This is a genomic window from Metabacillus halosaccharovorans, assembly GCF_002019635.1.
Lineage (GTDB): Bacteria > Bacillota > Bacilli > Bacillales > Bacillaceae > Metabacillus > Metabacillus halosaccharovorans.
Map to the genome: position 1 here is coordinate 1,585,254 of NZ_KV917371.1, position 14,522 is coordinate 1,599,775.

The window sequence follows — 14,522 nt, forward strand, 5'->3', positions numbered from 1 at the left end:
AAGATAAGCGTCATATACTGTCAATCAGATAGACGTTTGTTGGAGGTTCTAATTATGACTGTTTATCATTTTGTTGGAATTAAAGGGACTGGAATGAGTGCCCTTGCACAGATTTTACATGATATGAACTATGAAGTTCAGGGCTCTGATATAGAGAAAAAAGTATTTACACAGAAAGCACTTGAAGCACGAAATATTAAAATTTTACCCTTCTCAAAAGAAAACATTAGAGAAGGTTTAACGATTATTGCAGGAAATGCGTATCCGGATACACATGAAGAAATTGTTGAAGCAAAAACACAAGGCTTACCAGTCATTCGGTACCATCGCTTTTTGGGAGAATTTCTTCAAAAATATATTAGTGTGGGTATAACGGGTGTACATGGAAAAACATCGACAACCGGATTGCTTTCACATGTAATTAAAGGCGCTGAACCTACCTCGTTTTTAATAGGTGATGGTACAGGTAGTGGAGTTCCTGAAAGCAAGTATTTTATTTTCGAAGCATGTGAATATCGCAGACATTTCTTATCTTACCAGCCGGATTATGCGATCATGACAAATATCGATTTTGATCATCCTGATTATTTTACAAGCATTGAAGATGTTTTCAGTGCATTTCAGGAAATGGCTCTTCAGGTGAAGAAAGGGATCATCGCATGTGGGGATGACGAGCAGCTGCAGCAAATTCAGGCAAAAGTACCAGTTGTTTATTATGGATTTAATGAAGATAATGATTTTCAAGCTAGAAATATCGTGAAATCAACTGAGGGTACAGCATTTGATGTATTTGTTCGTAATACATTCTATGCATCTTTCAACATTACCTCTTACGGAGATCATAGTGTATTAAATGCATTATCAGTTATTGCACTATGTCACTATGAAGGAATTGATGTTGAAATTATTCAACAAAGACTTCAAACGTTTGAAGGTGTAAAAAGACGTTTTAATGAAAAACGAATTGGAAACCAAATTTTAATTGATGATTATGCACATCATCCAACTGAAATTAACGCAACGATTGATGCTGCTAAACAAAAATATCCTGATCGTGATATTGTCGCGGTTTTCCAGCCGCATACATTTACAAGAACACAATCCTTTTTAGATGAGTTTGCGGATAGCTTGCAAAGAGCAGACTACGTCTACTTATGTGATATTTTCGGTTCTGCACGTGAAAATGTTGGAAAGTTATCAATTGATAATTTGCTTGAGAAAATTGAAAATTCAAGTCTTATTAAAGAAGATGGTACTGCTGTTCTTAAAGCACATGAACATGCTGTATTGGTTTTCATGGGTGCTGGTGATATTCAAAAATATCAAGAAGCTTATGAAAACGTCTTAGCATAAAGTATATAAAAACAGCTGACATTTATGTCAGCTGTTTTTATATACATGAATTTCTTTTACCTGCTAACAATGGGTATCCTATCCTCTTTCATGGTTAGTGTGTAACCTCTGCCCCTGATCGTGTTGATTTTAATTGAACTCGGTAATTTTTTTCTAAGCCTATAAATAAGTGCATTCACTTCTTCATTCCCAACCAAGTATTCGTTACTAACCGTTATTTGTCTTTCCGGCCACACATATTCAATAATTTCTTCTCTCGATATAAACGTTTTTCTTTGTAAAAGAATATCTATGAACTTGAATTCTTTCTCAGTTAGGGAAATAGTGTCGTTTTGAATGTGCAATGTTTGCTTAAGAAAGTCAAGTTTAGGCTCAGGTTTCGCCAGATTGTCTATGTTTAGGACTGATAGCTCAGAGGTTTGCTCAAAATCTCTAAGTGAAAATGATAAAACAACTAAATTTTTAGCAAATGAAATTTTATCGTTGGTTTTGAGTTGAACGGGTTTAAAAGGATTTAATTTTTTATCATTAAGGTAAGTGCCGTGTTTGCTAGCCAAATCCTTAATATAAATATTGTTCGACTGAAGGAAAATGGTGAAATGCTTCCTGGAAACAAAAATATTATTAAAAGATATATCAGGTGTCAAAGTACTTGATTTCCTACCAAAGGTTGTTTCTGGTTTATGTAAGGAAATAATATCCCCTGATTCAAAATATGGTGCTTGTTGAACAACAAGATAAGAATAAATGTCCATTTTTCTAATTACTCCTATTTATTAGATTCCTATCATTCACTTATTATCCTATAACTATTGTCTATCGGCAATTGAATCTTTACTATAAAAATGTGGAAGAAGCAATTTAGGAAGCAGGTGTTATCATGCAAGAGCAAGATATACTATTAAAAGTATCAAATGTATCGAAAAAAATAGGAAAAACATCGATAATTAATGATGTTAGCTTTGAATTGTGTAATGGTGAAATCCTCGGTTTATTGGGGCCAAATGGTTCTGGTAAGACAACAATCCTAAAAATGCTTGTTGGACTATTAAAACCAACGAAAGGATCTATAACAATTCACGAGTTTGATCTGCAGAAAGACTTTGAAAGAGCTATTTCAAATGTAGGAGCAATTATCGAAAACCCGATCATGTATGACTTTCTTTCAGGTTATGAGAACCTTGTCCAATTATTTAGAATGACAGACCAATTTTCCTACGAGAGAATAGATGAAATGATAGAGTTATTAAGAATGGACGAGTACATAAATGACAAGGTCCATACTTATTCATTAGGAATGAGGCAAAGATTAGGCTTGGCACAGGCTTTACTCCACCGTCCTTCAATCCTTTTGTTAGATGAGCCAACAAATGGCTTAGATCCTGAAGGAATGAAAAGTCTAAGAGATACCCTGAGAAGACTCGCAGACAAAGAAGGCGTATCAATCATTATATCAAGTCATATTCTTTCTGAAATTGAACTTATTTGTGACAGCGTGCTTGTGATGAATGATGGAAGATGTATTGAGCGTTCACAATTAAGAGATTGGCAAAACAATCAAATTGAAAAACAAACCTTTCAATTCAGAATATTAAATGTAGATTCACTTAAAACATACTTAATAGATGAATATAGAGGAAAAGATATTGTTTTTCAATCTAATGGATTCTCAATTGAGGTAGAGCTTGAAGAAGTGGCAAGATTAAATAAACTGTTAGTAGGTAGGGGATTTGATGTAGTGGGCATCGAGAGAATAGATAACCCAATAGAGCAGATATTTCTAAAGAAGTTAGGAAGGGGGGAATAGCCATGAATATCCTTTACCAGCTTATCCGTAATGAAAATCAAAAGTTATATAAGCGCATGAGGATGTGGATCTTCCTTGGGTTGATCATGGTTGCAAATATCCTGATGGGTCTCTTTTTCCATTTTTTATTTAAGGATACTGAATTTTCTTTTTGGGATTATGTTCAAGTGAGTTCGTATGTACTGCTTGTTATTCAATTAATAAGTATTATCATAGCGGGGGAGATTGTTTCTAGTGAGTTTGAAAGAGGTACGATTAAATTTTTGTTAATCAGACCTGTTAAACGTGTAAATATATTAGTTTCCAAATATATAACTGTTCAATCCAATGTATTTTTACTTGGAATGTTTCAATTATTTTTATCGATCATAATTGGCCTCATCTTTTATGGTGATACACTTTTTGTACTTGATCAAAGAGTACTTGTTGGATTAGGCAGTTACTTATTTCAGTTGATAGAAATTGGAATCATCACCTCAATAGCTTTTGGTTTGTCAGCTATAACGAGAAATAGTGTCATTTCAATTGCACTGCCTATTTTCTTGGTTTTTACTTCAAGTGCACTTATGACACTATTTCAACATTATCATGTTGATGCAGCAAAGTATTTATTGTTTGCTAACACAAATTTAATGCCTTACTTTTTTGGAGAGCCAATGTTTGAGGGAATGACCTTACTTTTTTCAATTGTCATTATTATGATTCATATGATGTCATTCTTTCTACTTGCTGGTTATTTATTTACAAAGAAAGATGTGCATGTTTAATACATAAAAAGACGGTAGAAGCAGCTCTACCGTCTTTTTTAGAATACTATTTTAAATTTTCAGGATTAAGAGGCTCTAGTTCAGGAATGACAAAACGTCCATCTTTTCGTATAAGAACATCATCAAAATAAATCTCGCCACCGCCATATTCCGGGCGCTGAATCATAACCATATCCCAATGGATATTGGAGTTATTTTCATTATAAGCATCATCATAAGCTTGACCAGGGGTGAAGTGGAAGCTGCCGTCAATCTTCTCATCAAACAAAATATCCTGCATTGGATGCTGGATGAATGGATTCACTCCTATTGCAAATTCACCTATATACCTTGCACCTTCATCTGTATCGAAGATTTTATTGATTCTTTCTGTATTGTTTGCAGTTGCTTCTACAATTTTTCCATCTTTAAAAGTAAGTTGTACATTTTCAAATGTAAAGCCATTATATGGCGATGGAGTATTATATGAAATTTTCCCATTAACTGAATCACGAACAGGCGCTGTGTAGACTTCTCCATCCGGAATATTCATTTGTCCAGAGCATTTAATTGCCGGAATGTCTTTAATTGAAAATGTTAAATCTGTATCATTTCCAGTTAAACGCACTTTGTCTGTTTTATTCATAAGCTCAACTAAAGCATCCATTGCTTTGTCCATTTTGCTGTAGTCAAGATTACATACATTAAAATAGAAGTCTTCAAATTGTTCAGTACTCATTTTGGCTAATTGAGCCATAGAAGAAGTTGGGTATCTTAACACAACCCATCTTGTTTTAGGTACACGAATGTCCCGATGAACCTTTTGGCCGATCGTTTGACCTTGCAACTTCATTTTATCATCTGGGATATCGGCAAATTCATTAATGTTATGACCAGATCTTAAACCTATGTACGCATCCATTTTACCCATTACTTCAGCTTCGAAGTCAGCCATCATTTCATATTGTTCTTGGATTCCGCCCATCATGAGGGCACGGTCTACCTGATGATCTTTTAAGGATACAAATGGATATCCTCCAGCCTTATAGGCTTCTTTAACAAGAGCAACAACCAACTCTCTTTGTAGGCCGAAATTCTCAATCAGAACCTTTTCACCTTTTTGTAATTTTATCGAATAATTTATAAGGTTTTTTGCTAAAGTATCAATTCTTGAATCTTTCATATATATCCTCCTTTTCTGCTTAAACAAGCCTGGTAATTAGTGTTGTGCATGGTTGATTGCAGCTCCAGGATGCTCGCTTTCCGTGGGGCGTGCGGTGAGCCCCCTCGTCGCACAGCGCCTGCGGGTCTCACCTGTCACGCTGCTCCCACAGGAGTCTCGCATATCCGTTTCAATCAACCAAACAGTTTATTGATAGAACTTTTAGTAAACAAAATTATGTTCAAAAAGCTTCCTTTTATATTGTACCCGATTCTATTGAAACATTGGTGTTTCATCAATACAAAAGGTTGTTTTTTAGAACACTAATTAATTAAGATGAAAGTGGAAAGCAAGTGTCTGGAGCGCAATGGAACGGACCTGTCTTTACTTTTTATCTGCCTTAAAATATAACAAAGTATGCAGAAATAACCAACCAATTAAAATCAATGTCTAAAAAGAAGGAGATTTTAGCTATTATGTAAAATTTATGTTTATAATAGAAAAGATAGGGTATGGAATATAACAAGGAAAATATGGGAGGTGTATGATTTGATTATCATTTTATACTTAAGCGTAGCATTAATAGCCATTGCATTTACAATATTAGTGGTATATGTATCGAAAACATTAAAAGCTTTACAAGCTACGCTCACAAATGTTGCAGGAACTTTATCAGGTCTTGAGAATCAAATGGCAGGAATAACGACCGAAACAACAGAATTATTACATAAAACAAATGCACTTGCGGAAGATATTCAACACAAGTCTGAAAAGTTGAATAATGTTGTCGAATCAGTAAAAGATGTAGGGGATACCATTCAACAACTTAATGTAACAGTCAAGAAGGTAACAACTACAGCGTCAACAAATCTTGAGCAAAATCAGGAAAAAATTAATCAAGTTGTTCAATGGAGTAATGCTGCGATGGAAATATGGGCAAAATGGAAACAGAAGAGTGAAAAAAAACAACAATTGAATGGTTAGATGCACAAATAATTTGAGGAGGTTGAAATCATGGCTAAAAATAGCAATGGAAAAGACTTTATTATCGGTTCACTAATCGGAGGACTTGTTGGTGCAGCAACTGCATTGTTTTTGGCTCCTAAATCCGGAAAAGAAATGAGAAGCAATTTAGGTCAACAAGCATCAGTAATGAAGGAACGCACAGGCAAAATGACCAATGATGCGTTAGAAAAAGGTTCAGAATTTGCAGCAGTTGCAAAGGATAAAACATCCTCTCTTACACAAGTAGTAACAGGACAGTCTTCACAAATTATGGACAAAGTCCGTTCGATAACAAATTCATCGAACTCAAGTGAACAATCAGATGTTGTAGAAAAAGAGATAACAAATGCTTTAGAACAATTAACAGAAGAATCAACTGAAGTAAAGAATCAAGATAAAACTGAAACACCTTCAGAATCTGATGCAGAAACAAAAAATAGCCATGTTCAAGAAGAATCTCCTAAAGAAGAGGGTTTTGAAACTACGGTAAAATCTAATAGTTAATATTGAACATGAATATTACTTAGATAAAAATGAATAATTGACTAGGTGTAGAGGTGATAGAATGAGTAACCAGATAATTGAGTCAATTGAACAATTTGAGGGACTATTACAAAAACATGATGAGTTTTTATTTGTTAAGAATAGTTTAACATGTCCTATAAGCCAAGCAGCATTTGATGAATACCAGGAATTTACTGAAATTCATAAAGATTATCCCAGCTATCATTTACATGTTCAAGAAGCTCGTGATCTCTCCAATTATATTGCGGAAACATACGGTGTAAAACATGAATCTCCACAAGCATTAGTTTTTCGGGGAAATGAAGTTGTTTGGAATGCTTCCCACTGGAAAATTACATATGATGCTTTAAAACAGGAAATTGTAGGGTGAAAGAAAAGAGGATTATGCCTTGTTATGGCATAATCCTCTTTTCTTTATATCCATTGAATCTCGAGCTCATCTCCAGGATTCAAGGGTTCTTGAAAAGATACTTCCCTGCTGTTTTTTAATAACTTAAATTGATTGCTGCTTGAATGAGGTATGTCAATCTCAACGGCAGTAAAAAGGTCTTGAAAAATAAAGGGTTCTACCTTTCTTCTTTTCGTTTCTACAAATTCTCCATTATATAGAACATCACGATCGGTTAGCTTTATTCCATCTCGATAAAATTCTTGTAGTGTTTTTTCTAGTACAATTGATTGTCCATTAAAAATAATCGGCATTGTTTGTGATTGTTGGATGTTGGCTTCTAAGATAAATTCTTTCAATAATGGCTCTTTCATAGGTTTGAGAACGAGAATATCGCCATCTTCAAGTTTTGAATCTCTTGAGGCTTCCAATCCGTTTTTAAAGAGTTTCCCTGAACATGCTGGAACTGGTAAGACTTTATCATCTATCATTATTGAAAACGGTTTTACCTTGTCTAATTCATATTTTAAACCAATGGAATATAGACCTTCTTCAACAGTTTCCGGTATTGAACACAATAAATGGTCACGATCAGACAAAAGCACATTTTGGCTAGCTTTCTTGTTGTTAAGCAAAATAGAAGCTGTTAATTTATAGTCCTGTCCATTCACATGAAATGATTTTGTAGGAATATCATCTAAAATAGAACTGACTGTAACAACAGGATCCTCTCCATCTTTTCCTTTTTCCACTGTAATTGTATCACCATGTGTAATCGGATCCTTAATGGAACAGATCATGCCGTTTCTCTTTATAATTGGTGCTGTGCCATGCCCACCAGGTATGGTAATCGCTTTATTGTTTACAGTTACCATTAAGGCCATTCCGGGTTTTCCATACAGTTTCGTTAATTGTACGCCAGAAGACAATAAACTATCAGCTACTGTTAAAGATTTCATATGGAATAGCCGAACAGTACGCTCATTAACGGTTACACTTATATATTGAATGGGATTTTGTTTGGATGAAACGGCAATTCCAATCGGAGTGACTAGTTCGGGACCTTTTTGAACATGCTCTTCTAGCTTAAGCTGAGGTATAGCATCAATTCCTCTGATCGCCACCCGATTTTCAGGTAACTCTAGTAATGCTGCCAACCTTTTTGGAAGTTCCGGAGTTAGACTGCCTCCTCCTACAAGCATAATCGCTTTAGGAGATACGCCATTATTCAAACGGATGATCTCATCCCTGATTGATGCAGCAAGCTTATCAATTGCAGGGGAGATTTTTTTCAAAATATCTTCTTTTGAAAGTTCAGTTTCGAATCCTAAAATATCTGTAACTGTTATCTTATTCTCAGATTCCAGTTGTCGCTTAGCTTCTTCAGCTTTTGGGAAATCAAGTAAAAATTCGTCTGATACAGCTTCTGTAATTTCATCACCTGCTATAGGAACCATTCCATATGAAATGATCGTTCCCATATCAGTAATAGCTATATCAGATGTTCCTGCTCCAATGTCAACAAGAGCAACATTCAATCTCCTCATTGACGTGGGAATTAAAACATTAATGGCGGCAATTGGTTCTAATGTTAATGCTTCCATTTCAAGTTCGGCGCGATTAAGTGCAGCAAGCAAAGATTCAACCACAACTTTTGGAAGAAAGGTGGCGATAATCTCCACCGATACTTCCTCACCTTGTTGATCAATTAAACTACCAATCTCTTCACCATCAAGATCATAATGTAGAACAGAATATCCTACACAATCATAATGATGGGCACGCTCATTTTCATGTTTTTTAGCAAGTTGTTGCTGAGCAATTTGTACAGCCATGAGTTCCAGATGAAGAATGTCTTCTTTTTGGATCATAGGTTTGCCGGTTATTTCAATAGAAGCAGTTGCTCTTTCTGTTTTTAATGCACGACCTGCTGCAGCAACACATACTTTATGAAGAGGTCCGTGTATTTTTTCAAGTTCTTTTTTTACAGAAGAGATGACATTTGCGACAGACAAAACATCATGAATTTGTCCGTCTAACATAGATCGTTTTGTGTGTTCCTTTACTACAGTATCAACAATAAGATAAGAATCGTTTTCTTCTTTTAAGATTAAGCCGACCACAGATCTAGTTCCTATATCAAGTGCAAATGCTAGGTCATTAGGGGTCATGTTTGTACACCTTCTTTAAGCAGATGGTCATCATCATTTACAAATAAACGACAAATAAAATAATAATACAATTCCATTGTGTTTGTTCGCTTTATCGCATAAAAGCTTAAAAGCGTTTAAATGTTAAAGTTTTTAATGACAATCACAATTATATGGTTTATAATTACAACTAATTAAAGAAAATGTACCACACTTTTAGTGAATGATAAAGAAATCTTACCCTAGTTTTCATACTAGTAAGAGAATCGAATTTCTAATCAATTTTAAATGCGAAAGGATGAGAGAGATGAGTAATGCAGAATTAGAAGCATTAAGAGCGAGAGCTGAGGAAATTAACTTACAAATCTTAAAGTTAATTAACGAGAGAGGTAGAGTTGTTCAAGAGATTGGTAAGGCTAAAGAAGCACAAGGTGTCAATCGTTATGATCCTGTTCGCGAGCGAAAAATGCTAAATAGTATTAAAGAATATAACGATGGACCATTTTTAGACTCAACCTTACAACATATTTTCAAAGAAATCTTTAAGGCTGGTTTAGAGCTTCAAGAAGATGATCATAGTAAAGCATTGCTAGTTTCACGTAAGAAAAAGCCGGAAGATACAGTTATTGAAGTGAATGGTGTTAGGATTGGGGATGGAAGCCAATCATTTATAATAGGTCCTTGTGCTGTTGAGAGCTATGAGCAGGTAGCTGCAGTTGCAGAACAAGCCGTTAAACAAGGGATTAAAATCATGCGTGGGGGTGCCTTCAAACCGCGTACCAGTCCATATGACTTCCAAGGCTTAGGAGTAGAAGGCCTTAAGATACTAAGAAAAGTTGGAGACGAATACGGTTTAGCTATTATTAGTGAAATTGTAAATCCAGCAGATATTGAATTAGCATTAGATTATGTTGATATTATTCAAATTGGTGCACGTAACATGCAAAACTTCGAATTGCTAAAAGCAGCGGGTGCTGTTCGTAAACCTGTTCTTTTAAAACGTGGTCTTGCAGCTACAATTGATGAATTCGTAAACGCAGCAGAATATATCATTGCACAAGGAAATGATCAAATCATTCTATGTGAGCGTGGAATCCGTACGTACGAGCGTGCAACTAGAAATACGTTGGATATTTCAGCAGTTCCTATTTTAAAACAAGAAACACACTTACCGGTATTTGTTGATGTTACCCATTCAACAGGTCGAAGAGATCTATTAGTTCCTACTGCAAAAGCAGCACTAGCAATCGGAGCTGACGGTGTAATGGCCGAAGTACACCCGGACCCGGCTGTCGCTCTATCTGACTCTGCACAACAAATGGACTTCGACCAATTCGATCAATTCATGACTGAATTAAAGCCTTTAGTTAAAGTAAATGTATAAGAATTTAGAAAAGATTTTTGATTGTAATTAAAAAGGTACTTGAACAAAGAGGTTGACTTAAGATAGGAATTTCAATTCTTCTTTTTAGAGGAACAATTCCTATTATATAAAGTCACCCTCTTTTTTTGTTTTTTATTCATAAAAATGAAAAAGTTAGGCAAAATAATAATAAGTAAAACCTCAAAAACTGAATAAAAGTGTGAAAATCGAACAAATATGTGAAAACAGCCTGAAAATCGATGGAAATAGATTGCGGACGTTTTCAGAGTATCGTATGATAAGAAACATAGAATTGGATTTACGACAAGACGTAACAACTTTCTACATAACAAAATGAGACTGGTAAAACCAAGTCAGATAATAAATGTTCTTAATGTAACAGAAGGAGTGTTTTAAATGTCAAGTGTAACAATATATGATGTAGCTCGTGAGGCAAATGTATCAATGGCAACTGTCTCTCGTGTAGTAAATGGTAATCCAAATGTTAAACCAACAACAAGAAAAAAAGTGTTAGATGCAATTGAAAGATTAGGGTATCGTCCAAATGCAGTTGCAAGAGGTCTTGCAAGCAAAAAGACAACAACTGTTGGGGTAATCATTCCTGATATTTCAAGTATCTTTTATTCAGAGCTTGCGCGTGGAATTGAAGATATTGCCACAATGTACAAATACAATATTATCTTGAGTAATTCTGATCAAAATAAAGATAAAGAATTACATTTGTTAAATACAATGCTTGGAAAACAAGTGGATGGAATAGTCTTTATGAGTGGAAATGTAACAGAAGAGCTTGTAGAACAGTTCAAACGCTCTCCAGTACCGATTGTTTTAGCAGCATCTGTAGATTTAACGAATACTACACCATCGGTTAACATTAACTATGAACAGGCTGCCTATGATGTAATTTCCATGCTTATTGAAAAAGGCCATAAGAGAATCGCTTATGTTGAGGGACCAGCAGAGGAGCCGGTTAACCGTCTGAAAAAATCAGTAGGATATAAACGTGCTCTTGAGGATGCAGGACTGCCGTTTGATGAAGAATTGGTTGTAGAAGGAGACTACACATACGATTCTGGTATAGAAGCTTTTGAAAAAATTGAGGAATTAACAGAGAAGCCAACAGCTATCTTTGTTGGTACCGATGAGATGGCATTAGGTGTCATTCACGGGGCACAGGACAGAAACTATTCAATTCCTTCTGATTTCGAAATTGTTGGGTTTGATAACACAAGATTGGCAACAATGGTACGCCCGCAGCTAACAACAGTTGTTCAGCCAACATATGATATTGGTGCTGTAGCTATGCGTTTATTGACAAAATATATGAATAAAGAAGAAGTTGAAAATCACATCGTTGAATTACCTCATCGATTGGAATATAGACAATCAACGAAGTAATCAATAGCTGAAATGATAAGAAGGGCTGTCCTAAACTTTAGGCAGACCCTTCTTTGCTATTTTGGTCAATTTCGTCGAATAGGATGTAGTGCCTTTTCGACAGTCAAAGCATTTTTCTCTTCAATCTCAGGTTTTCTTGGTATTGGTTTATACATATCTGTTGGATCGTACCAGCGATCGGACAGGGTAACAGGTGCCTTTTTCTGCCATTTATCAATCCATGTTTTTGGAAGGTTTTCCGGTACTTCTATTTGATTCATTTCAAGCCAAATTAAGCTCCATGCTCTTGGTACAACACGCCATATATCATATCCTCCTCCACCAACGGCAATCCACTTACCATTACAATATTGATGAGCAATTTTATGAGCAATCTTAGGAATCTCATGATAAATGGCCATTGTGGCGGATAAATGTGTTAAAGGGTCGTAAAAATGAGCATCTGCACCGTTTTGGGTTAAAATAACATCCGGTTTAAAAAAAGCAGCGACTTCTTCAATTGATGTTCGATAGGCATGAAGCCAGGAATCATCTTCAGTAAATGCGTCTAATGGAATATTGAATGTATAGCCATATCCTTTGCCTGCGCCTCTTTCTGTAATATTTCCTGTTCCCGGGAATAAGTATCTCCCTGTTTCATGGATTGATAGTGTACATACATTCGGATCATCATAAAATGTCCATTGAACTCCATCACCATGATGTGCATCTGTGTCAATGTATAAGACTTTTGCCCCGTATTTTTCTTGTATATAGCGAATAGCAACAGAACTATCATTATAAATGCAAAAGCCTGAGGCCTTTCCTCTAAAACCGTGGTGTAACCCGCCCCCAAAATTAGCAGCATGTGTTGCTTTGCCTTCCATGACATAATCTACAGCTGTTAAGGTAGCGCCAACAAGCAAAGAACTTGCTTCATGCATTTGTGGAAATATAGGTGTATCCTCTGTCCCGATCCCATAATTATTTCCTTCTTCATTTGCTAGTTTTCCGTGTCCGGCTAATTCTACAGCTTGAATATATTTTTTATCATGGATAAGAGCTAATTCTTCAATTGATGCAACCCTGGGTGTGATAATCCTTGAATCATCTAATGCATTCATGTTCTTTAATAGGTCATAAGTAAGCTCTACCCGCAACTGATTAAAAGGATGATCATGTGAAAATTTATATTGTTGAAAATCCGGTGAGTAAATGAAGACAGTGTCTTGGTTTGTCATTTTGCATTCTCCGGCAATTCAGGCCATATAACCTGATATCCTGATGATTGTATATCCTTAATAATCAGAGTTACATTTATTGTTTGGACACGAAGAACAAGAATCTTATATCGGTCATCAGTGTCAGAATAAACGAGTGCACTCGCAATATTTACTCTTCGATTTAATAATATGGACGAAACTTCTGCTAGCATGCCGGGCTTATTTGGAACTCTTATTTCAAGGTGTGAAGCAGGCTGGTCTGCACCTGTAAGCTTTACAAAAGTATGTAATAAGTCTGTCTCAGTAATCAATCCAACAAGTTTCCGGTCTTGTAGAATAGGGAGGCACCCGATTTGATTATCAATGAGGACTGCTGCAATTTCCTCAACAAAATCGAGAGGATGTCCAGTAATGAGATCTGTAGACATTACATCTTTAATAGGTTTTGTTAAAAAGTTTTCTTTTAACTCTAATTGAAAAATAGATGGACTGGCATCTTTAACATCACGTTCAGTAATAATTCCTACTAGAATATGATGATCGTTTACGATAGGAATATGTCGTATTTTATTTTCTTTCATTGACTTTAATGCCAGACTAATCGTGTCTTCAGATCGAAGAGTTATCATATTTTTTTTCATTATATGTTTAACAAGCAATTTTTTGCCCTCCTTACCCTTTAGAGCGTGCAATATAGTTTTGATTATTCGTTAATACATGAAACGGTTTTTAAATCTTAACTGATCGAATTTCTGAACAGAGTCAGAAGGAATTCTTTTTCCGATTCTAGCCATTAAACAATTAGCGGGATGGGAACTTATTTCCGGCTCATCTGTTGCATACCATTCTAAACCACCTGCATTCATCATTTTCTCCATCACTTTTCGATATTCCCACACGTTTAAACCAGAACCCTTTAAGTCCCAATGCCAGTAATATTCTGTTGTAATAATAATATAATTTTCCATTGCGTCATCCATCATGGAGACTTTTAGTAGATTTTTCCCAACTGAAAACCCTCGAAACTCAGGTGCAACCTCAATCGCCCCAAGCTCAATTAAGTCTTCCATATTTCCTTCAGACCATCTTTCCAGAGGATCGGGATATAGATATGTAACATAGCCGATAACGACATCACGGTGTCTGGCAATAATGATTCTGCCTTCTGGCAATTCTCCAATTTCAACTAGAGCCTTTTTCTGTTGATCTGGTTGACGAAAAGCAACTAAACCATTGTGAAATTCGTAGCTTGAAAGTTTATCAGGTGAAACAGGTCCTTCGATTAAAATACTTCCGATGGATGTTTTTAATTCTTTTGCATTATATGTCTTAGGGTGTTTCATTAAGTCACCGCCCTTTAGTTTTAGTGAAAGATTATCAATAATTTGTGAAAGTAAATCTT

At 35.5% G+C, this 14,522-nt stretch carries 14 protein-coding genes; 8 read left to right on the forward strand and 6 right to left on the reverse strand.

Features of this window, described 5'->3' with window-relative positions:
• The first annotated feature begins 54 nt into the window (after positions 1 to 54).
• Complete coding sequence (murC, locus tag BK577_RS07310) at positions 55 to 1,353, forward strand: UDP-N-acetylmuramate--L-alanine ligase (RefSeq protein ID WP_078432308.1); 1,299 nt, start codon at positions 55 to 57, stop codon at positions 1,351 to 1,353.
• 56 nt (positions 1,354 to 1,409) lie between these two features.
• On the opposite strand, the gene BK577_RS07315 is transcribed toward murC, so the two are convergent.
• Entirely contained in the window at positions 1,410 to 2,108 is a 699-nt protein-coding gene (locus BK577_RS07315; RefSeq protein WP_078432309.1) for an FHA domain-containing protein, read from the reverse strand.
• 125 nt (positions 2,109 to 2,233) lie between these two features.
• Here BK577_RS07315 and BK577_RS07320 point away from each other — a divergent pair, with 125 nt between their 5' ends.
• Positions 2,234 to 3,160: an ABC transporter ATP-binding protein gene (locus BK577_RS07320; protein ID WP_078432310.1), complete on the forward strand. Its 927-nt coding sequence runs from the start codon at positions 2,234 to 2,236 to the stop codon at positions 3,158 to 3,160.
• Between the two features lie 2 nt (positions 3,161 to 3,162).
• Positions 3,163 to 3,927, forward strand: coding sequence for an ABC transporter permease (locus BK577_RS07325; protein WP_078432311.1), 765 nt, complete (start codon positions 3,163 to 3,165; stop codon positions 3,925 to 3,927).
• A gap of 46 nt (positions 3,928 to 3,973) precedes the next feature.
• On the opposite strand, the gene BK577_RS07330 is transcribed toward BK577_RS07325, so the two are convergent.
• Positions 3,974 to 5,089 carry an aminopeptidase gene (locus BK577_RS07330; RefSeq protein WP_078432312.1) on the reverse strand — a complete coding sequence of 372 codons (1,116 nt, stop codon included), beginning with the start codon at positions 5,087 to 5,089 and terminating at the stop codon, positions 3,974 to 3,976.
• Positions 5,090 to 5,617: 528 nt separating this feature from the next.
• On the opposite strand from BK577_RS07330, the gene BK577_RS07335 reads away from it, so the two are divergent.
• The 3 genes from BK577_RS07335 (at position 5,618) to ytxJ (ending at position 6,968) form a co-directional block, all read left to right on the forward strand.
• Complete coding sequence (locus BK577_RS07335; protein WP_078432313.1) at positions 5,618 to 6,052, forward strand: DUF948 domain-containing protein; 435 nt, start codon at positions 5,618 to 5,620, stop codon at positions 6,050 to 6,052.
• Between the two features lie 30 nt (positions 6,053 to 6,082).
• Positions 6,083 to 6,577 carry a YtxH domain-containing protein gene (locus BK577_RS07340; protein ID WP_078432314.1) on the forward strand — a complete coding sequence of 165 codons (495 nt, stop codon included), beginning with the start codon at positions 6,083 to 6,085 and terminating at the stop codon, positions 6,575 to 6,577.
• A gap of 61 nt (positions 6,578 to 6,638) precedes the next feature.
• Entirely contained in the window at positions 6,639 to 6,968 is a 330-nt protein-coding gene (ytxJ, locus tag BK577_RS07345; protein ID WP_078432315.1) for a bacillithiol system redox-active protein YtxJ, read from the forward strand.
• Positions 6,969 to 7,012: 44 nt separating this feature from the next.
• Here the strand turns inward: ytxJ and pilM are convergent, their stop codons facing one another.
• Positions 7,013 to 9,157: a pilus assembly protein PilM gene (gene pilM / locus BK577_RS07350; RefSeq protein ID WP_078432316.1), complete on the reverse strand. Its 2,145-nt coding sequence runs from the start codon at positions 9,155 to 9,157 to the stop codon at positions 7,013 to 7,015.
• A 286-nt stretch (positions 9,158 to 9,443) separates the two neighbouring features.
• Between pilM and BK577_RS07355 the strand changes: the two genes are divergently transcribed.
• The gene (locus BK577_RS07355) at positions 9,444 to 10,520 is read left to right on the forward strand and encodes a bifunctional 3-deoxy-7-phosphoheptulonate synthase/chorismate mutase (RefSeq protein ID WP_078432317.1); all 1,077 of its coding nucleotides are present in this window, start codon (positions 9,444 to 9,446) and stop codon (positions 10,518 to 10,520) included.
• A gap of 396 nt (positions 10,521 to 10,916) precedes the next feature.
• Entirely contained in the window at positions 10,917 to 11,918 is a 1,002-nt protein-coding gene (gene ccpA, locus BK577_RS07360; protein ID WP_078432318.1) for a catabolite control protein A, read from the forward strand.
• A 65-nt stretch (positions 11,919 to 11,983) separates the two neighbouring features.
• Here the strand turns inward: ccpA and BK577_RS07365 are convergent, their stop codons facing one another.
• From BK577_RS07365 to BK577_RS07375, 3 genes are read right to left on the reverse strand one after another with little or no spacing between them, the layout of a single operon-like run.
• Complete coding sequence (locus tag BK577_RS07365; RefSeq protein WP_078432319.1) at positions 11,984 to 13,138, reverse strand: acetoin utilization protein AcuC; 1,155 nt, start codon at positions 13,136 to 13,138, stop codon at positions 11,984 to 11,986.
• Positions 13,135 to 13,779 (reverse strand): acetoin utilization AcuB family protein, encoded by a 645-nt coding sequence (locus BK577_RS07370; RefSeq protein ID WP_078432320.1) that lies wholly within the window; start codon positions 13,777 to 13,779, stop codon positions 13,135 to 13,137. Before BK577_RS07370 ends, BK577_RS07365 begins: the two co-directional genes overlap by 4 nt.
• Before the next feature lie 51 nt (positions 13,780 to 13,830).
• A complete protein-coding gene (locus BK577_RS07375) occupies positions 13,831 to 14,463 on the reverse strand; it encodes a GNAT family N-acetyltransferase (RefSeq protein ID WP_078432321.1) in 633 nt (210 codons plus the stop codon).
• Positions 14,464 to 14,522: the final 59 nt, after the last annotated feature.